This is a genomic window from Streptomyces sp. DSM 41931 (genome assembly GCF_050271085.1).
Lineage (GTDB): Bacteria > Actinomycetota > Actinomycetes > Streptomycetales > Streptomycetaceae > Streptomyces > Streptomyces albogriseolus.
Genome location: NZ_CP189902.1, coordinates 3,234,502 through 3,250,939, shown reverse-complemented (window position 1 = coordinate 3,250,939; position 16,438 = coordinate 3,234,502). Strand labels below are relative to the sequence as shown.

The following is a 16,438-nucleotide window of genomic DNA, read 5'->3' as shown; positions in this document are numbered from 1 at the left end:
CTTACGCCACCGTCGACTCGGAGTCCCCGACGTGCTGCTCCACGAAGGCCGCCGCCCGCTCCTCGGCCTCCAGTTCGGCGGCGCGCAGGGCGTCGTCGGCGAGGTCGGCGGACGACTCGGTCATCGCGCGGTCGGTGAAGACCAGGGGGCGTTCCGTCTCGGTGACCAGGTGTTTGACCACCTGGACGTTGCCGTTGACGTCCCAGACCGCGATGCCGGGGGTGAGCGTCGGGATGATCTCCACGGCCCACCTGGGCAGGCCGAGCACCCGGCCCGTGGCCCGCGCCTCGTCCGCCTTCTGGGCGTAGATGGTGCGGGTGGAGGCCATCTTCAGGATCGCCGCGGCCTCCTTCGCCGCCGCTCCGTCCACCACGTCGGACAGGTGGTGGACGACCGCGACGAAGGACAGGCCGAGGCGCCGGCCGAACTTCAGCAGCCGCTGGAACAACTGCGCCACGAAGGGGCTGTTGATGATGTGCCAGGCCTCCTCGACCAGGAAGATGCGCTTCTTCCGGTCGGGGCGGATCCAGGTGTGCTCCAGCCACACGCCGACGATCGCCATGAGGATCGGCATGGCGATGGAGTTGCGGTCGATGTGGGACAGGTCGAAGACGATGAGCGGGGCGTCCAGGTCGATGCCGACGGTCGTCGGGCCGTCGAACATGCCGCGCAGGTCACCGTCGACCAGGCGGTCGAGGACCAGCGCCACGTCCAGGCCCCACGCCCGGACGTCGTCTATGGCGACGTTCATCGCCTCCGCCGACTCCGGTTCGGGGTGGCGGAGCTGCTCGACGATGTCGGACAGGACGGGCTGGCGTTCGACGATGGTCTCGTTGACGTAGGCGTGCGCGACCTTCAGGGCGAAGCCGGAGCGCTCGTCGAGGCCGTGCCCCATGGCGACCTCGATGATGGTGCGCAGCAGCGCGAGCTGGCCGGTGGTGGTGATCGCCGGGTCCAGCGGGTTGAGCCGGATGCCCTGGTCGAGCGCGGCCATCGGGTCCAGGCGGATGGGGGTTATGCCCAGCTCCTGGGCGATGAGGTTCCATTCGCCGGCGCCGTCCTCGCCCTGTGCGTCCAGGACGACGACCTGGCGGTCGCGGAAACGGAGCTGGCGCAGGACGTACGTCTTCTCCAGCGCCGACTTGCCGTTGCCGGACTCGCCGAGGACCAGCCAGTGGGGGGCCGGGAGCTGCTGGCCGTAGAGCTGGAAGGGGTCGTAGATGTAGCCCTTCCCGGAGTAGACCTCGCGGCCGATGATGACGCCGGAGTCGCCGAGGCCGGGCGCGGCGGTCGGCAGGTACACCGCCTGCGCCTGGCCCGTGGACGTGCGCACCGGCAGCCGGGTCGTCTCGACCTTCCCGAACAGGAAGGACGTGAAGGCGTCGGTGACGACGGACAGCGGATCCCGCATCTTCAGCTCAGCCCCTACCTACGAATGCCGGTGGCGAACGGGAGAGTGTTCACGAACGCGCGGTGGTGCTCGCGGTCGCACCACTCCAGCTTCAGGTACGACTTTCCGGCCGAGGCCCGTATCGTCCGCTTGTCGCGGGCCAGGGCCTCGGGTGTGCGGGAGGAGACGGTGATGTAGCCGACCAGGTTGACGCCCGCGGCGCCGCTGGCGAGGTCCTCGCCGCGCTGGTCGAGACGGCTGTGCGCGGCGACGTCGCGGGGGTCGACGGTGCGGTTCATCTTGGCGGCGCGGGACGCCTCCGCCTCGTCGTTGGTCTTCTCGGTCAGCATGCGCTCGATGGCGACCTCGGTGGGTTCGAGGTCCATCGTGACGGCGACCGTGCGGATTACGTCCGGGGTGTGGACGAGCAGCGGCGCGAGGAAGTTCACGCCGACCGGGGTCATCGGCCACTCCTTCACCCAGGCCGTGGCGTGGCACCAGGGGGCGCGGGTGGCGGACTCGCGGGTCTTGGCCTGGAGGTACGTGGGCTCGATGGCGTCCAGTTCGGCCGGCCAGGCGTTGCGCTGGGACATCGCCTGGATGTGGTCGATCGGGTGGTCCGGGTCGTACATGGAGTGGATCAGCGAGGACAGCCTGCTCTGGCCGAGCGGCTGGCGTACGCGGATGTCGGCCTCCTGGAGCCGGGAGCAGATGTCGGTCAGCTCACGGGCCATGACGACGGCGAGGCCCGCGTCCCGGTCGACGCGGCCGCCGCCCTGGCTGCGCATGGCGCGGGCCATGGTGACGGCCTCGGCGGCGAGCTCGCGGTTGTAGTGCATGCAGGCGACGAGGTACGCGCGGTGCTGCTCGCTGCTGGTCGACACCATCGACTGGAGCTGGTCGTACGACTGCTGGAGCCAGGCGGGGGCCTTGTCGTCGCCGCGGACGGTGACGTCCTTGGCGTGCGCGTCGGGGTCGGCGGGCAGGGTGCGGGCGAGCATCTGGATGCGGGTGACGAAGCCGTCGCCGTTGGCCACGTGCTTGAGCAGCGTGCCGAAGCGGTCGACGAGGGCCTCCTGGTCCTCGGAGTCGCGCAGGCCGACGCCGGGGCCCTCGATCTCGATGGCGGCGGTGACGGTCTTGCGGTCCGCGTGCAGCAGCACGGCGATCTCGTCCGGGCCGAACGGCGCGGAGAGCCAGGTGATCCTGCCGATGCCGGGCGGGGGGCCGACCTCCACCTCGCGGCCGTCGAGACGGGTGCCCGCCTCGATGACGCCGGAGCGGTAGGTGGCGCCGCGGCGCAGGGTGCGCTTGTAACTGCGGTTGATCTCGAACCACTTGTAGAACGTGCGGTGCTTGTACGGCACGTACACGGCGGCCAGGGCGAGCATCGGCAGGCCCGCCAGCAGCACGATCCGGACGGACAGGACGGGGACGAGGAGCCCGCACATCATGCCGAGGAACGCGCCGATGACGATGAGCGCGATCTCACCGGTCTCGCGATTGCGGCCGACGATCGCGTTCGGCCGGGCGCGGCCGATCAGATACGTACGGCGGGGCGTGACCGTGGGGGACAGATGGGACTCGGTCGTCAACGCCCTTCACCTCCCGTGCGGTTGGTACTGCTGTTGCGTGTGCTGGCGTGCGGGGTGTTCACCGGGCTGGCCGTCCGGGGCGGGGGCGCGGCGGAGGGGACGGATCCGCCGCCCGAGGGGCGGGAGCTGTGCGCGGCGACTCCCCCGGAGGCGGGGTTGGACGGGCGGGGGGCGGAGGACTGGCCGCCGCCGTGGTTGTCGGCGCGGGTGCTGTGCGTCTTGATGCCCTGGGCGACCAGGGTGGCCGGGGAGCTGATGACGGCGGCGGCCTTGCCCTCGGCGCCCTGCATGATGCGGTTGCTGCGGGACCCGGCGATCTCGTCGCCGAAGCCGGGGACGAAGCGGTAGATCATCGCCGAGGCGAAGATGGCGAGCAGGATGATCGCGAGGCCGGAGACCACGGCGGAGAAGGCGTCCGGGCCGTCGTCGGCGGAGAGCGCGCCGGCCAGGCCGAGCACGATCACGATGACCGGCTTCACCATGATCACGGCGATCATGATGCCCGCCCAGCGGCGGACGTGGCCCCAGAGGTTCTTGTCGACCAGGCCCGCGTAGACGACGGTGCCGAGGAGGGCGCCGACGTAGAGCAGGGCGGCGCGGATCACCAGCTCCAGCCAGAGGACGCCGGCGGCGAGGATGGACACCAGGGAGACGACGATCAGCATGATCGGGCCGCCGCCGATGTCGTCGCCCTTCTCCAGCGCGGCGGAGAACGTCCCGAAGAACGTGTCCGTCTGGTCACCGGTCGCCTTCGCCAGCACGTCGGTGACGCCGTCGGTCGCGGAGACGACGGTGTAGAGGATCAGCGGGGTGAAGGCGGAGGCGAGGACGGTCAGCCAGAGGAAGCCGATCGCCTCGGACAGGGCGGTGGTGAGCGGCACGCCGCGGACGGCCCGCTTGGCCACCGCCAGCAGCCAGAGGAGAAGGGTGAGGATCGTCGACGCGGCGAAGACGACGGCGTACTGCTGGAGGAAGGTGTCGTTGGTGAAGTCCACCTTCGCGGTGTCCTCGACGGCGGCGCTGAGCTGCTTGACCGTCCAGGACGCGGCGTCGGCGCAGCCGCGGGCGAGGGAGGCGAGGGGGTCGAGGGCGGAGGTGGGGTCGCTGAACGTGCCCGACCGTCCTCCTCCGGAGGATCCGCCGCCTTCACCGCGTTCGCAGTAGTCCTTGGCGGGGCCGACGATCAGGTCGCAGTTGTCGTCCGACGGGGTCGGCGAGGGTGTGGGCGCCGCCGTGGCGCGGGTGGCCGTCATGAGCAGTGCGGCCTGCACGGCTGTGACGGCCGTGGCCAGCTTGAGTACGCGGCGCGGGCTACCGGGCATAGGTGAAGCCTCCGTACTCCTGGACGGCCTTGGCCATCTCCTCGGCGGTGGACGCCTTGTCGTCCCCGGGGACGGGCGCGGGGCCGTCCTTCTGCGCGAAACTGTCGACCTTCCAGTCGCCGTCGGCCCAGCGCAGCTGCAACGTCATGGTGAACCAGTCGCTGGTGACCGGGTTGGTCGTCTTCTCCCCTGCCGTGCCGAACACACCGGAGCACCAGACGTCGACGGTGGCGTCCGTGTCCGAGTAGCCGGTGACCTTGGTGCCGATCGGCATGGTGCGGGACACGTATGTCTCGCCCGGAGCGGCGTTGCCGTTCTCGTCCAGGCCGATGGTGCTCAGGAACTCCTTGGAGTAGGCCTTCTCGAAGCGGTCCTCGAGGGACGCCTGCTTGTCGGCCACGAACACCTGGCGGACGATTTCGGCGCGCCGGTCCGGCTTGAGGATGTCGGCGGAGACGAGTACCACCGCGTAGTTGGCCGCCGCGCTCTCCGCCCCCTGCCTGTCGTGGGCGAAGCCCGCCGGGATGCCGGACGCGCCCGCCGGGACGGGCTTCTCGCCCGTCGGCGCCGTCGCCGCCGCCTTCGGGGAGTCCGCCCCCTCCTCCGCGCCGGAATCCCCGCCTCCACGGTTCGCGAAGGCGATGGCCGCGATGAGGAGGACCACCACGCCGACGACGGTGACCAGGCTGCGCGACGAGGACCGGCCGTTTCTGCGCGCGCCGCCGTACGGGTCGCCGCCCGCCTCGGGCAGGCGGGTGCGGGTCCGGCCCGTGTCGTCTCCGAGACTCATGCCGCGTACGCCCCCTCAGCGTCGTGCGGGAACACCTCGTACTCCGTGTACTCCACGTACGACGGTAGCCGTACCGGCCGCCGCTCGGGCGTGGTGTGGTGACTGGACATCAGGGAAACGCAACCTCAGCCGGTGGGCACGACGGGCGGGTGGGATGGAGGGGATGCCGGGCGTGCCCGGTCGGGACCGATGGTGCGGGATCAGACGGCCATGCCGTACACGATGGTGAACAGGGTGCCGAGCGAACCGATGATGAAGACGCCCGTGAGCCCCGCGATGATGAGGCCCTTGCCCTGTTCGGCGCTGAAGGTGTCCCTCAACGCGGTGGCGCCGATGCGCTGTTTGGCCGCCCCCCAGATGGCGATGCCGAGGCAGATGAGGATGGCGACGGCCATGACCACTTCGATCATCACCTTGGCCTCGTTGCCCAGGCTGCCGAAGGGGCCCCAGTCCGGAGCGATCCCGCCGATGATGGTGTTGATGTCTCCCTCGTCGGCCGCAAAGAGCATGTAAGTCACCGCCCCTGTATGGGTAGTTCCGCATCCTCTGCGGGGGTGCAGAGGTCAGGCCTCATTGTCGCCGACGATGACGCTGTCGTATGTCGACTTGACGTCATCTGTTGGCGGGTTTCGTGGGAATAGCTTGCCACCGGCGCGCGCCGGACTCCGGGAGGGGCGCGCTCCGAAGGGTGAAGAGTCGTATCGTCACTCTGTGTATCACGCTGGGTAACGTCGGGCAATGAAGCGCGGCTCGCCCCCCGCCGGCGTGGACCGTGCATGTCGTCGTATCTGATCACTTCCGTTCGGCCGTCGCGCCTCTACACTGTCGGGCGGCGGCGGACTGCCGGACGGTGAGGGGTGGTTGACGGTGCGTAAGCTCTGGGTCGGTGCGACTCTTGCCGTCGGAGCCACGGTCGCCTTCGTGATGCTGCTCGTCGTCGGCGTGTACGTCGTCGCCGGGAACCTGGTCAACGGGGTGGGCGGCGGGGCCGCCAAGTCCCTGGCCAAGGGCAGTGTGCCGGCGGCCTATCAGCAGCTCGTCTCCCGGTGGGGCAATCTCTGTCCCGCCATCAACCCGGCGCTGCTGGCCGCCCAGCTGTACCAGGAGAGCGGGTTCAACCCGCGGGCGCAGAGCCATGCCGCGGCGCAGGGCATCGCGCAGTTCATCCCCGGCACCTGGGCCACCCACGGGATCGACGGGGACGGGGACGGGGACCGTGACGTGTGGGACCCGGCGGACGCGATCCCGTCCGCGGCGACCTACGACTGCACGCTGGCGTCCTATGTGGAGGACGTCGGCGGGAATCTGACCGAAAACATGCTCGCCTCGTACAACGCGGGGGCGTACGCGGTCATCAAGTACGGGGGTGTGCCGCCGTACGAGGAGACGCAGAACTATGTGAAGCGCATCCGCGAGCTGGAGAAGAGCTTCGCGGCGCCCGTGGGGCGGGTGGATCCGTCGCGGCAGGCCGCCGGGGCGATCGCGTTCGCGCAGAAGAAGCTCGGCACCCCCTATCTATGGGGCGGCAACGGCACCGCTGACCAGGGCGGACGCTTCGACTGCTCGGGTCTGACGAAGGCCGCGTACGAGAGTGTGGGGATCACGCTGCCGCGGGTGGCGAACGACCAGTACAACGCGGGTCCGCATCCGGACCGGGACGAGCTGCTGCCAGGTGATCTGGTGTTCTTCTCGGACGACCTCACCAATTCGCGGGCCATCCGGCATGTGGGTATTTATGTCGGCGGCGGGTACATGATCGACGCGCCGCGGCCCGGTGCGGTGATCCGATTCGACCCGGTCGACACTCCTGACTACTTTGGTGCCACCCGGGTCACGGAAGATGGCGCGAAAGCGCTCCCCACGACGGTGTGAGCGGAGCGACAAACGCCCTTCTGAGCTGCGACGACGCATCTCTCTTCGATAACGTCTGCGTGATCTTTCGGTGGAGGGTGGAACGTATCGGCGGGGCCCGTGCGTTCCTGTTCTCGTAGCCGAGCGGACGAGCGGATCTACAGACCACGGGGGTGGCAGACACGGCGCGCGTCCGCGCGCCGGACGACATGACGAAGGGGCCGCAGCACCATGGCTGGACTCGCCGATTCCGGGTCGAACCCCGACGTCGACCTGCTCTACGACATCAACGGCCTGGCCAAGGCCGCCCCGCCGTGGTTCGACCACGTCATGGAGTTCGTCGGTGAGTACGGGGTGCTCTTCGGCCTCGTCGCGATGGTGCTGTGGTGCTGGTGGGGCGTGCGCAAGCGGGGCGGACCTGACGCGGCGTCATCGGTGGCGGCCCTGGTGTGGGCCCCGCTCGCGGCGGGCGTCGCGGTCCTGGTGAACGTGCCGATCCGCGGATTCGTCGAGCGGCCACGGCCGTTCAACGACCACGAGGGGCTCGAGGTGCTCGTCGACGGCAAGAACGACTTCTCCTTCGTGAGCGACCACGCGACGCTCTGCATGGCGCTCGCGGTGGGTCTGTTCCTGGCCAATCGGCGTTTCGGCCTGGTCGCGCTGGTGCTGGGGCTGATCGGCGGCTTCATCCGCGTCTACATGGGCGTGCACTACCCGACGGACGTGGTGGGCGGACTGGCGCTGGGCACCGCGGTCGCGCTGCTGCTGTCGCCGCTGGCGATGGCGCTGCTGACGCCGCTGATGCGGGCGGTGGAGCGGTCGCCGAAGGCCGGCTGGCTGGTCGCGGCCCGGCCGCAGGGCCAGCGCCGGCGGGTGGCCGAGCGCAGCCGGGGCAGGGCCGCGGGCGCCGGACCCGAGGAGCGTGACCTGGCGGCCTGACGGCGGCACAACGGCACGGCGAGGGCCCGCGATCTCCGTTCCCCCCGAGGGGCGGGTGGTCGCGGGCCCTCGGTCTGTCCCGGGGGGCTCAGAGGGCCTGCGGGGTGGTGAAGACGCGGTCCGGGTCGTAGCGCCGCTTCAGGCGGGACAGGCGCGGGGCGGCGTCGCCGTAGTAGGCGCGGCGCCAGCCGGCGAGGCCGGGGTCGGTGTAGTTCTGGTAGGCGGCGCCGGACGCGTGCGGGCGCAGCGCCTGGTGAGTGGCCGTCAGCCAGGCCCGGACCGCCGTGCCGTCGGTGCTGTCGGGGTGCCAGGACGCGAGGTACTGGGCGAGTACGCGGGAGCGGCGGTGCACGAACGCCGTCGCGGTGGGCGCGACCCGGTTGACGGCGCCGCCGAGGGCGGTGAGCGCGATGCTCGCCGAGCCGCCGCGGGCCGCCCGGATCCGGTCCAGCAGGGTCCGGATCCCGGCGTCGTCGAGGGGGCGGTCGTAGAAGTCGGAGCGGGCCGCGTACGTCTCGCGGGCCAGGGCGCCCCCGGGGCTGCGGCCGGGCGCCGTGCCGGGCAGTCGGCAGGCGTCGCCGGCGAACGAGGTGCAGCCCGCGTACAGCTCCATCGACTCCTGGTACGAGCGGCGGCGCAGCAGGACGCTGCTCGCGGAGGCGCCGATGCGGTCGGCGAGCCGGTCGACGGCGTTCTGCAGTTCGCCGTAGGCGCCGAGGGAGAAGGCGGTGACGGAGACGGAGGGGCCGCCGCCGGTGTGGTCCAGGTGGAGGGCGGACCAGATCTCGTCGGGCTGGTCCGGGCCCCACTGCTGCCAGGCCGCGACCACGGCGGCCGCCCGCTCCCACGGCCAGGTGAGGTGGCCGGTGACGCTCCGCGGCGCGGGGCGGGTGCGGAAGCGGAACTCGGTGACGACGCCGAACTGGGCGTTCCCCGCGCCGCGCAGCGCCCAGAACAGGTCCGGGTGCCGGGAGTCGGAGGCGGTGAGCTGTCTGCCGTCGGCGGTGACCAGGGTGACCTCGGTGAGGTGGTCGCAGGTCAGCCCGTAGGCGCGGGAGGTGACGCCGTGGCCGCCGCCGAGCGTGAGGCCGGAGATGCCGACGGTGGGGCAGGAGCCGCCGGGGACGGTGAGCCCGCGGGCGGCGAGGGAGCGGTAGACGTCGATCAGCTTGGCTCCGGCGCCGATGACGGCCGTGTCCCCCTCGACCCGGATGTGGGCCATGTCGGACACGTCGACGATCAGGCGCCCGTCGCCGGAGGACCATCCCGCGTACGAGTGGCCGCCGTTGCGTATGGCGAGGGGGACGGCGTGCTCGCGGGCGTGGGTGAGGGCGGTGCGGATGTCGTCGGCGTGCCGGACGTAGGCGACGGCGGCGGGCCGGAGGGTGTCGAAGCGGGTGTTGTAGAGGCGGTGCGCGGTGGTCCAGTCGGCGTCGCCGGGACGCACCAGGCGGCCGTCGAGGTGCCCCGCCAGGGCGGTCCAGTCGGCGGGCGTCGCGGGGCGGGGGGTCCTGGAGGGGGCGCGGGACGACGGGACCCGCGAGGCGGGGGGTGCGGGCCGGGGCTCCGGGGAGGTGCACGCGGAGGACACGGCCGCGGTGGTGAGCGCGGCGGCGGCGCCGGCGACGAAGGTGCGGCGGTTCACGGGCGGCCTTCCGGACGTCGGGTGGGGGGCGGCCTGTCACGGCGCCCGGGCGGGACGGCCGTCCGGGGCCCAGGGCGGACGGTCCGCCGGGGGACCGGGTGCCGGGCCATTCTCGGCACCCCGCCGGGGTCGCGTCACTCCCCCGTGTGGTTTTCGGCGTCCTGGCGGGCCAGGCTTCTGGCTCTGCGGGCCGGGCCGCGCCATCCGCAGGTGCAGCGGGCCGTGCAGAAGGGCCCCTGCTCGGTGGTGGTCGTGAGGTGAGGCGGGGGCTCCGGCGCGTCGTCCTGATGGGGCACGCGGCCCACGGTAACGCCCGCCGCGCCGCGTGACGGGGCCCTTGACCGTTCGTTAACGCCACTGACAGCGGCCCGTGTGACGGAGCGGGGGTAGGCAGGGATGGCGCGACGGCGACAGCACAGGCGGACGCACGGCGTGACGGCCCTGGCCGCGGCCGGGGTCGTCTGCTGTCTCGGGCTCGGGGCCGCCGGGTGCGCGCGCAGCGACGCCGTCGCCCAGGGGCCGCCCGCGGGCGATCCGGTGCGGGTGCTGCGCACGGCGGCCGACGCGCTGGTGGAGGCGGGCAGCTCGCAGACGCGCACCTCGCTGGAGATGGCCACCGGAGGCACCCGGGTCACCATCCGGGGCGAGGGGGTCTACGACTACCGCAAGCGGCTCGGGCGGCTGAAGCTGCTGCTGCCGCAGGACCCCGCGGGCGCCGCCGACCGCCGGCCGATCACCGAACTGCTCGCCCCCGGGGCGCTGTACATGAAGAACCGGGGCGCCGGGGTGCCCGCCGACAAGTGGGTGCGGGTGGACACCGCGACGCTGTCCGACGGGAACCTGGTCACCGGCGGGGCGACCGATCCGTTCGCCGCGGCCGAGGTGCTGCGCGGGACGCGTTCGGCGACGTTCGTCGGGCGGACGGAGGTGGCGGGGGCGCGGGTGCGGCACTACCGGGGCACCGCCGACCTGGAGGCGGCCTCGGCCGCGGCGTCGGAGGTCAACCGGGGGCCGCTGGGCGCGGCGGCGAAAGGGTTCGCCACCGCGCGGGTGCCGTTCGACGTGTACCTCGACGACGAGGGGCGGATCCGCAAGATCCGGCACCGGTTCAGCTTCGTGAACGGCGAGCGGCAGGAGCCCGTCGCGGTCGCCTCCACCACCCTGCTGTACGGCTTCGGCGCCCCCGCCGACGTGCGGCTTCCCGCGGACGAGGACATCTACGCCGGGCGGATCGCCCAGGAGTGAGCGGCGCCGGCGGGCCGGGAAGGGGACCCCCGGTGGCCGGGCCGAACTAGCCCTTCCGTGCCATGCGCGGTCCGTAGGGCGCTCCCTACTCTAGGAAGTCGGTGACGATAGAGTGAGGTGAGGCGCGTGGCTCCGCTCGGGAGAGGGACGGTTCCGGTCCAGGATCACGTGGCGCTCGCCGAGATCGAGCTGTGCGGCGAGCTGATCATCGCCGCGTCCAACGCCGAGGACCGGCTGAGCCTGGAGAGCATCGACGAGGTGCTGCGGGTGGCCGAGGCGCGGACGGACCCCGCCGGAGCCTGACGGCCCCGGCCCCCGGTCGGCCGGTCAGGTCCGCAGCATGCGGGCGATGGCCTGCGTGGCCTCCTTGACCTTCGCGTCGATCTCGTCGCCGCCCTTGACGGCCGCGTCCGCGACACAGTGGCGCAGGTGCTCCTCCAGCAGTTGCAGCGCGAACGACTGCAGCGCCTTCGTGGAGGCGGACACCTGGGTGAGTATGTCGATGCAGTAGACGTCCTCGTCGACCATCCGCTGCAGTCCGCGGATCTGGCCCTCGATGCGGCGCAGCCGCTTGAGGTGCTCCTGCTTCTGGTGGTGGTAGCCGTGGGTCCCGCGGTCGTGATCGGTCACGATGCCCGTTACGTCCGTCACACCCGACGCGTCCGCTGCGGGCGCGGTGCCGACGGCGGCGTCCGCGTCCGGGGAGGAGGGCGCGTGCGCGCCGGTTCCGGTGGTGGTCATCGCGTCCTCCTGGTGTCCTGATGGGCGCTATATACCCCTGGTGGGTATATGGTACCGAACTTCGCCGGTCCGCGGACGGCCGATTCGCGCCGCTCGCCGGATCCGGGGAGGCGCAGCCGCCGCCCCCGTACCCATCACTCTGCCCGATGGGCGACACTGGGGGGCGGCCGTTACAGGTGGCCGGATGATGTGCCTAGCATCAGCCTGACCGAAACCGACGCATACCGAGGACCCCACGTGCGCTTTCGTCTGACCCCCAGGGAGACGAGCTTCTACGACATGTTCGCCGCGTCGGCGGACAACATCGTCACCGGCTCCAAGCTCCTGATGGAACTGCTCGGGGCGGACACCTCCGCCCGGGCCGAGATCGCAGAGCGTATGCGGGCCGCGGAACACGCCGGTGACGACGCCACGCACGCGATCTTCCACCAGTTGAACTCCTCGTTCATCACGCCGTTCGACCGTGAGGACATCTACGCCCTGGCGTCGTCCCTCGACGACATCATGGACTTCATGGAGGAGGCCGTCGACCTGGTCGTCCTCTACAGCGTCGAGGAACTGCCGAAGGGCGTCGAGCAGCAGATCGAGGTCCTGGCGCGGGCCGCGGAGCTCACCGCGGAGGCCATGCCGCACCTGCGCACCATGGAGAACCTCACCGAGTACTGGATCGAGGTCAACCGGCTGGAGAACCAGGCCGACCAGATCCACCGCAAGCTGCTCGCCCACCTCTTCAACGGCAAGTACGACGCGATCGAGGTGCTGAAGCTCAAGCAGATCGTGGACGTACTGGAGGAGGCGGCGGACGCCTTCGAGCACGTGGCGAACACGGTGGAGACCATCGCCGTCAAGGAGTCCTGAGCCTTTCATGGACACCTTCGCTCTGATCCTGACCATCGGGGTCGCGCTCTTCTTCACCTACACCAACGGGTTCCACGACTCGGCCAACGCGATCGCCACGTCCGTCTCCACGCGTGCGCTGACGCCCCGCGCGGCGCTCGCCATGGCGGCCGTGATGAACCTGGCCGGCGCCTTCCTGGGGTCCGGGGTCGCCAAGACCGTCAGTGAGGGGCTGATCCAGACGCCCGAGGGGTCGAAGGGGATGGGAATCCTCTTCGCCGCCCTGATCGGCGCCATCGTCTGGAACCTGATCACCTGGTACTTCGGCCTGCCCTCGTCGTCGTCCCACGCCCTGTTCGGCGGCATGGTCGGCGCCGCTCTGGCCGGCGGGACGACGGTGTACTGGCACGGCGTCGTCGACAAGGTCGTCATCCCGATGTTCGTGTCGCCGGTGGTCGGTCTGATCGCCGGTTATCTGGTGATGACGGCGATCATGTGGATGTTCCGGCGGGCCAACCCGCACAAGGCCAAGCGCGGCTTCCGCATCGCCCAGACGGTGTCCGCGGCCGGCATGGCCCTCGGCCATGGTCTCCAGGACGCCCAGAAGACGATGGGCATCGTGGTGATGGCCCTGGTCATCGCCGACGTCGAGGACTACGGCGACCCGATCCCGGTGTGGGTGAAGATCGCCTGTGCCGTGATGCTGTCCCTCGGCACCTACGCGGGCGGCTGGCGCATCATGCGCACCCTCGGCCGGAAGATCATCGAGCTGGACCCGCCGCAGGGCTTCGCCGCCGAGACCACCGGCGCCTCGATCATGTTCGGCTCGGCGTTCATCTTCCACGCGCCGATCTCCACCACCCATGTGATCACCTCCGCGATCATGGGCGTGGGCGCCACCAAGCGTGTCAACGCGGTGCGCTGGGGCGTCGCGAAGAACATCGTCCTCGGCTGGTTCATCACCATGCCGGCCGCCGCCCTGGTGGCCGCGGCCTGCTTCGGGCTGGTGCATCTCGTCGCGCTGTAGACCCGCGCCCCAGCACGTGGAAGGGCCCGCCCCCGTTGAGGGGGCGGGCCCTTCCGGCCTCGCGGCGGCACCGCCATGCAGCGTCGCGAGGAGCCGGATCAGCCGAAGCGGCCGGAGATGTAGTCCTCGGTGGCCTGGACCGACGGGTTGGAGAAGATCCGCTCCGTGTCGTCGATCTCGATCAGCTTGCCGGGCTTGCCGACCGCCGCGAGGTTGAAGAACGCCGTGCGGTCCGAGACGCGCGCCGCCTGCTGCATGTTGTGCGTCACGATGACGATCGTGAAGCGCTCCTTCAGCTCGCCGATCAGGTCCTCGATGGCGAGGGTGGAGATCGGGTCCAGGGCGGAGCAGGGCTCGTCCATCAGCAGCACGTTCGGCTCGACCGCGATGGCCCGCGCGATGCACAGACGCTGCTGCTGGCCGCCGGAGAGGCCCGAGCCGGGCTTGTTCAGCCGGTCCTTGACCTCGTTCCACAGGTTGGCGCCCCTCAGGGACTTCTCGACGACGTCGTCCAGCTGGGACTTCCTGTACTTGCCGTTGAGGCGCAGGCCCGCCGCCACGTTGTCGTAGACCGACATGGTGGGGAACGGGTTGGGACGCTGGAAGACCATGCCGACCTCGCGCCGCACGGCCACCGGGTCGATGCCCGCGCCGTACAGGTTCTCGTCGTCGAGCATGACCTTGCCGTCGACGCGGCCGCCCGGGGTCACCTCGTGCATGCGGTTGAGGGTGCGCAGAAAGGTCGACTTGCCGCAGCCGGAGGGGCCGATGAAGGCCGTCACGGAGCGGGGCTCGATGGTCATCGAGATGTCCTCGATGGCCAGGAAGGATCCGTAGTAGGCGTTGAGGCCGCTGACGTCGATGCGCTTGGCCATGGGTATCACTGCTTCTTTCGGGTCGCTGACGACTGTGTGGGGGAGCCGGTCAGCGACCGGTCTTCGGGGCCTTCCAGCGGGCTATGCCGCGGGCCACCAGGTTGAGGATCATGATGAACGCGATGAGCGTCAGGGCCGCCGCCCAGGCACGGTCGTACGCCGCCTCGGAGCCGTTGGTGTACTGCAGGTAGATGTACATCGGCAGGGAGGCCTGCGGGTCCTGGAACGGGTTGGCGTTGATGAAGTTCGTGCCCCATACCAGGAGCAGCACGGGGGCCGTCTCGCCGGTGATGCGGGCGATCGCGAGCATCACGCCGGTGGTGATGCCGCCGACGGAGGTCGGCAGGACCACCTTGAGGATGGTGCGCCACTTGGGGACGCCGAGGGCGAGGGACGCCTCGCGCAGCTCGTTGGGGACGAGCTTGAGCATCTCCTCCGTGGAGCGCACCACCACCGGGATCATCAGGATGGACAGCGCCATCGCGCCGGCGAAGCCCGAGTAGCCCATGCCGAGGATCAGGATCCACAGGCTGAGGACGAACAGGCCCGCGACGATGGACGGGATGCCCGTCATGACGTCGACGAAGAAGGTCACGGCCTTCGCCAGCCGGCCCCGGCCGTACTCGACCAGGTAGATCGCGGTGAGCACGCCGACCGGCACGGAGATCGCGGTGGCGAGGCCGACCTGCTCCAGCGTGCCCAGCAGGGCGTGGTAGATGCCGCCGCCGGGCTCGGTGTCGGCGACCACGCCCATGGAGTGGGTGAGGAAGTAGCCGTCCAGGACCTCGATGCCCCGCTTGACCGTCTCCCAGGTCAGCGACGCGAGCGGGATGACCGCCAGCAGGAACGCCACCCACACCAGGCTGGTCGCGGTGCGGTCCCGGGCCTGGCGGCGCCCCTCGACCTTGGCGGACACGGCGAACGAGCCGCCGACGAACAGCAGCGCCGCGATCAGCGCCCACTGGATGTCGCTGTGCAGCCCGGCCGCGGCGCTGACGCCGTACCCGAGCGCGGCGGAGGCGCAGGCGACGGCCCAGGGGAACCACTTCGGCAGGGTCGCCCCGCGCAGCGAGCCGGACGGGCGGGTGTCGTTGAGTGCGTGGCTCATGCGTTGGCCCCCGAGTACTCCTTGCGGCGGGCGATGATCAGCCGGGCCGCGCCGTTGACCAGCAGCGTGATGACGAACAGCACGAGACCGGAGGCGATCAGCGCGTCCCGGCCCATCTCGGTGGCCTCGTTGAACTTGCTGGCGATGTTCTGGGCGAAGGTGCCGCCGCCCGGGTCGAGCAGGCTGGCGTTGATCGTGAAGCTCGGGGACAGGACCATGGCGACGGCCATGGTCTCGCCGAGGGCGCGGCCGAGGCCCAGCATCGACGCGGAGATCACGCCGGAGCGGCCGAACGGCAGCACCGACATGCGGATGACCTCCCAGCGGGTGGCGCCGAGGGCCAGGGCGGCCTCCTCGTGCATCTGCGGGACCTGGCGGAAGACCTCGCGGCTGACGTTGGTGATGATCGGCAGGATCATCACCGCCAGCAGGATGCCGACGGTGAACAGCGAGCGCGGGGCGCCGTCGTTCCACTCGAGGATGCCGGTCCAGCCGAGGTAGTCGTCGAGCCAGCCGTAGAGGCCGTCCAGGTGCGGCACCAGGACGAGGGCGCCCCACAGGCCGTAGACGATGGACGGGACGGCGGCGAGCAGGTCGATCACGTAGCCGATGGGGCCGCCGAGGCGGCGCGGGGCGTAGTGCGTGATGAACAGGGCGATCGCGACGGCCACCGGTACGGCGATGGCCATGGCGATGACCGACGACACGACGGTGCCGAAGGCCAGGACCGCGATGCCGAACTCCGGCGGGGAGCCGCTGGGGTTCCACTCGAAGCTGGTGAAGAAGTTGGCCTCGTCCTTGGAGATCGCGAGCGTCGCGCGGTAGGTGAGGAAGGCCGCGATGGCGGCCATCAGGACCAGGACGAGGATGCCGGATCCGCGGGAGAGCCCGAGGAAGATCCGGTCGCCGGGGCGGGTGACGCCGCGCGCGGCGCTGCTGTCCACGGGCGCGGCCGGGCCGGGCGCCGGCGGTGCGAGGGGTTTCTGCGTGGTGGTGTCCATCGGGTTCTCCGGTCTGCGGAGCCGCCGGGCCGGGCGGCTCCGTCGGAGCCGCAGGGGCCGAGAGCTCCTGTT

The 16,438-nt window shown here is 71.0% G+C and carries 16 protein-coding genes; 6 read left to right on the top strand and 10 right to left on the bottom strand.

The annotated features are described in order from the left end of the window. Position 1: 1 nt before the first annotated feature. The 5 genes from ACP7TJ_RS15075 to ACP7TJ_RS15055 all read right to left on the bottom strand — a co-directional run bounded on the left by ACP7TJ_RS15075 (position 2) and on the right by ACP7TJ_RS15055 (position 5,606). Complete coding sequence (locus tag ACP7TJ_RS15075) at positions 2 to 1,411, bottom strand: ATP-binding protein (RefSeq protein WP_093769279.1); 1,410 nt, start codon at positions 1,409 to 1,411, stop codon at positions 2 to 4. 14 nt (positions 1,412 to 1,425) lie between these two features. Continuing rightward, complete coding sequence (locus ACP7TJ_RS15070; protein WP_427763493.1) at positions 1,426 to 2,985, bottom strand: SCO6880 family protein; 1,560 nt, start codon at positions 2,983 to 2,985, stop codon at positions 1,426 to 1,428. Then, positions 2,982 to 4,307: a hypothetical protein gene (locus ACP7TJ_RS15065; RefSeq protein ID WP_427763491.1), complete on the bottom strand. Its 1,326-nt coding sequence runs from the start codon at positions 4,305 to 4,307 to the stop codon at positions 2,982 to 2,984. The genes ACP7TJ_RS15070 and ACP7TJ_RS15065 overlap by 4 nt, the downstream gene beginning before the upstream one ends. Continuing rightward, the gene (locus ACP7TJ_RS15060) at positions 4,297 to 5,097 is read right to left on the bottom strand and encodes a hypothetical protein (RefSeq protein ID WP_167743547.1); all 801 of its coding nucleotides are present in this window, start codon (positions 5,095 to 5,097) and stop codon (positions 4,297 to 4,299) included. Before ACP7TJ_RS15060 ends, ACP7TJ_RS15065 begins: the two co-directional genes overlap by 11 nt. Positions 5,098 to 5,297: 200 nt before the next feature. Next, positions 5,298 to 5,606: a hypothetical protein gene (locus ACP7TJ_RS15055; protein ID WP_006136301.1), complete on the bottom strand. Its 309-nt coding sequence runs from the start codon at positions 5,604 to 5,606 to the stop codon at positions 5,298 to 5,300. A 352-nt stretch (positions 5,607 to 5,958) separates the two neighbouring features. Here ACP7TJ_RS15055 and ACP7TJ_RS15050 point away from each other — a divergent pair, with 352 nt between their 5' ends. Further along, a complete protein-coding gene (locus tag ACP7TJ_RS15050; protein ID WP_380873571.1) occupies positions 5,959 to 6,969 on the top strand; it encodes an NlpC/P60 family protein in 1,011 nt (336 codons plus the stop codon). Positions 6,970 to 7,179: 210 nt separating this feature from the next. Further along, complete coding sequence (locus ACP7TJ_RS15045; protein ID WP_093769283.1) at positions 7,180 to 7,887, top strand: phosphatase PAP2 family protein; 708 nt, start codon at positions 7,180 to 7,182, stop codon at positions 7,885 to 7,887. An 88-nt stretch (positions 7,888 to 7,975) separates the two neighbouring features. Here the strand turns inward: ACP7TJ_RS15045 and ACP7TJ_RS15040 are convergent, their stop codons facing one another. Next, a complete protein-coding gene (locus ACP7TJ_RS15040) occupies positions 7,976 to 9,532 on the bottom strand; it encodes an FAD-binding oxidoreductase (RefSeq protein WP_427763488.1) in 1,557 nt (518 codons plus the stop codon). A gap of 396 nt (positions 9,533 to 9,928) precedes the next feature. Here ACP7TJ_RS15040 and ACP7TJ_RS15035 point away from each other — a divergent pair, with 396 nt between their 5' ends. Both ACP7TJ_RS15035 and ACP7TJ_RS15030 read left to right on the top strand, forming a co-directional pair. Next, positions 9,929 to 10,777, top strand: a complete 849-nt coding sequence (locus ACP7TJ_RS15035; protein WP_093769285.1) for a hypothetical protein — start codon at positions 9,929 to 9,931, stop codon at positions 10,775 to 10,777. Positions 10,778 to 10,894: 117 nt separating this feature from the next. After that, positions 10,895 to 11,080: a hypothetical protein gene (locus ACP7TJ_RS15030; RefSeq protein WP_093769286.1), complete on the top strand. Its 186-nt coding sequence runs from the start codon at positions 10,895 to 10,897 to the stop codon at positions 11,078 to 11,080. A 24-nt stretch (positions 11,081 to 11,104) separates the two neighbouring features. Here ACP7TJ_RS15030 and ACP7TJ_RS15025 read toward each other — a convergent pair whose 3' ends face one another. After that, the gene (locus ACP7TJ_RS15025) at positions 11,105 to 11,518 is read right to left on the bottom strand and encodes a metal-sensitive transcriptional regulator (protein ID WP_427763485.1); all 414 of its coding nucleotides are present in this window, start codon (positions 11,516 to 11,518) and stop codon (positions 11,105 to 11,107) included. Positions 11,519 to 11,755: 237 nt separating this feature from the next. Here ACP7TJ_RS15025 and ACP7TJ_RS15020 point away from each other — a divergent pair, with 237 nt between their 5' ends. Together ACP7TJ_RS15020 and ACP7TJ_RS15015 are read left to right on the top strand one after the other, a co-directional pair. After that, positions 11,756 to 12,376 carry a DUF47 domain-containing protein gene (locus tag ACP7TJ_RS15020; RefSeq protein WP_093769288.1) on the top strand — a complete coding sequence of 207 codons (621 nt, stop codon included), beginning with the start codon at positions 11,756 to 11,758 and terminating at the stop codon, positions 12,374 to 12,376. 7 nt (positions 12,377 to 12,383) lie between these two features. Beyond that, positions 12,384 to 13,382 carry an inorganic phosphate transporter gene (locus ACP7TJ_RS15015; protein ID WP_093769289.1) on the top strand — a complete coding sequence of 333 codons (999 nt, stop codon included), beginning with the start codon at positions 12,384 to 12,386 and terminating at the stop codon, positions 13,380 to 13,382. Positions 13,383 to 13,480: 98 nt separating this feature from the next. Here ACP7TJ_RS15015 and pstB read toward each other — a convergent pair whose 3' ends face one another. The 3 genes from pstB to pstC are packed head-to-tail and all read right to left on the bottom strand — an operon-like array spanning position 13,481 to position 16,366. Next, positions 13,481 to 14,257: a phosphate ABC transporter ATP-binding protein PstB gene (gene pstB / locus ACP7TJ_RS15010; protein WP_006136313.1), complete on the bottom strand. Its 777-nt coding sequence runs from the start codon at positions 14,255 to 14,257 to the stop codon at positions 13,481 to 13,483. A gap of 49 nt (positions 14,258 to 14,306) precedes the next feature. Next, on the bottom strand, positions 14,307 to 15,365 hold the full coding sequence (gene pstA, locus ACP7TJ_RS15005) for a phosphate ABC transporter permease PstA (RefSeq protein WP_401542387.1): 1,059 nt from the start codon (positions 15,363 to 15,365) through the stop codon (positions 14,307 to 14,309). Next, a complete protein-coding gene (gene pstC / locus ACP7TJ_RS15000) occupies positions 15,362 to 16,366 on the bottom strand; it encodes a phosphate ABC transporter permease subunit PstC (RefSeq protein WP_189912795.1) in 1,005 nt (334 codons plus the stop codon). Before pstC ends, pstA begins: the two co-directional genes overlap by 4 nt. Between the last annotated feature and the right edge of the window lie 72 nt (positions 16,367 to 16,438).

What these genes read in the sequence shown, in the direction of transcription:
- ACP7TJ_RS15075 (WP_093769279.1), bottom strand. Translation starts at nt 1,411, where the DNA reads ATGCGGGATCCGCTGTCCGTCGTCACCGACGCCTTCACGTCCTTCCTG.
- ACP7TJ_RS15065 (WP_427763491.1), bottom strand. Translation starts at nt 4,307, where the DNA reads ATGCCCGGTAGCCCGCGCCGCGTACTCAAGCTGGCCACGGCCGTCACA.
- ACP7TJ_RS15060 (WP_167743547.1), bottom strand. Translation starts at nt 5,097, where the DNA reads ATGAGTCTCGGAGACGACACGGGCCGGACCCGCACCCGCCTGCCCGAG.
- ACP7TJ_RS15055 (WP_006136301.1), bottom strand. Translation starts at nt 5,606, where the DNA reads ATGCTCTTTGCGGCCGACGAGGGAGACATCAACACCATCATCGGCGGG.
- ACP7TJ_RS15045 (WP_093769283.1), top strand. Translation starts at nt 7,180, where the DNA reads ATGGCTGGACTCGCCGATTCCGGGTCGAACCCCGACGTCGACCTGCTC.
- ACP7TJ_RS15035 (WP_093769285.1), top strand. Translation starts at nt 9,929, where the DNA reads ATGGCGCGACGGCGACAGCACAGGCGGACGCACGGCGTGACGGCCCTG.
- ACP7TJ_RS15025 (WP_427763485.1), bottom strand. Translation starts at nt 11,518, where the DNA reads ATGACCACCACCGGAACCGGCGCGCACGCGCCCTCCTCCCCGGACGCG.
- ACP7TJ_RS15015 (WP_093769289.1), top strand. Translation starts at nt 12,384, where the DNA reads ATGGACACCTTCGCTCTGATCCTGACCATCGGGGTCGCGCTCTTCTTC.
- pstB (WP_006136313.1), bottom strand. Translation starts at nt 14,257, where the DNA reads ATGGCCAAGCGCATCGACGTCAGCGGCCTCAACGCCTACTACGGATCC.
- pstA (WP_401542387.1), bottom strand. Translation starts at nt 15,365, where the DNA reads ATGAGCCACGCACTCAACGACACCCGCCCGTCCGGCTCGCTGCGCGGG.
- pstC (WP_189912795.1), bottom strand. Translation starts at nt 16,366, where the DNA reads ATGGACACCACCACGCAGAAACCCCTCGCACCGCCGGCGCCCGGCCCG.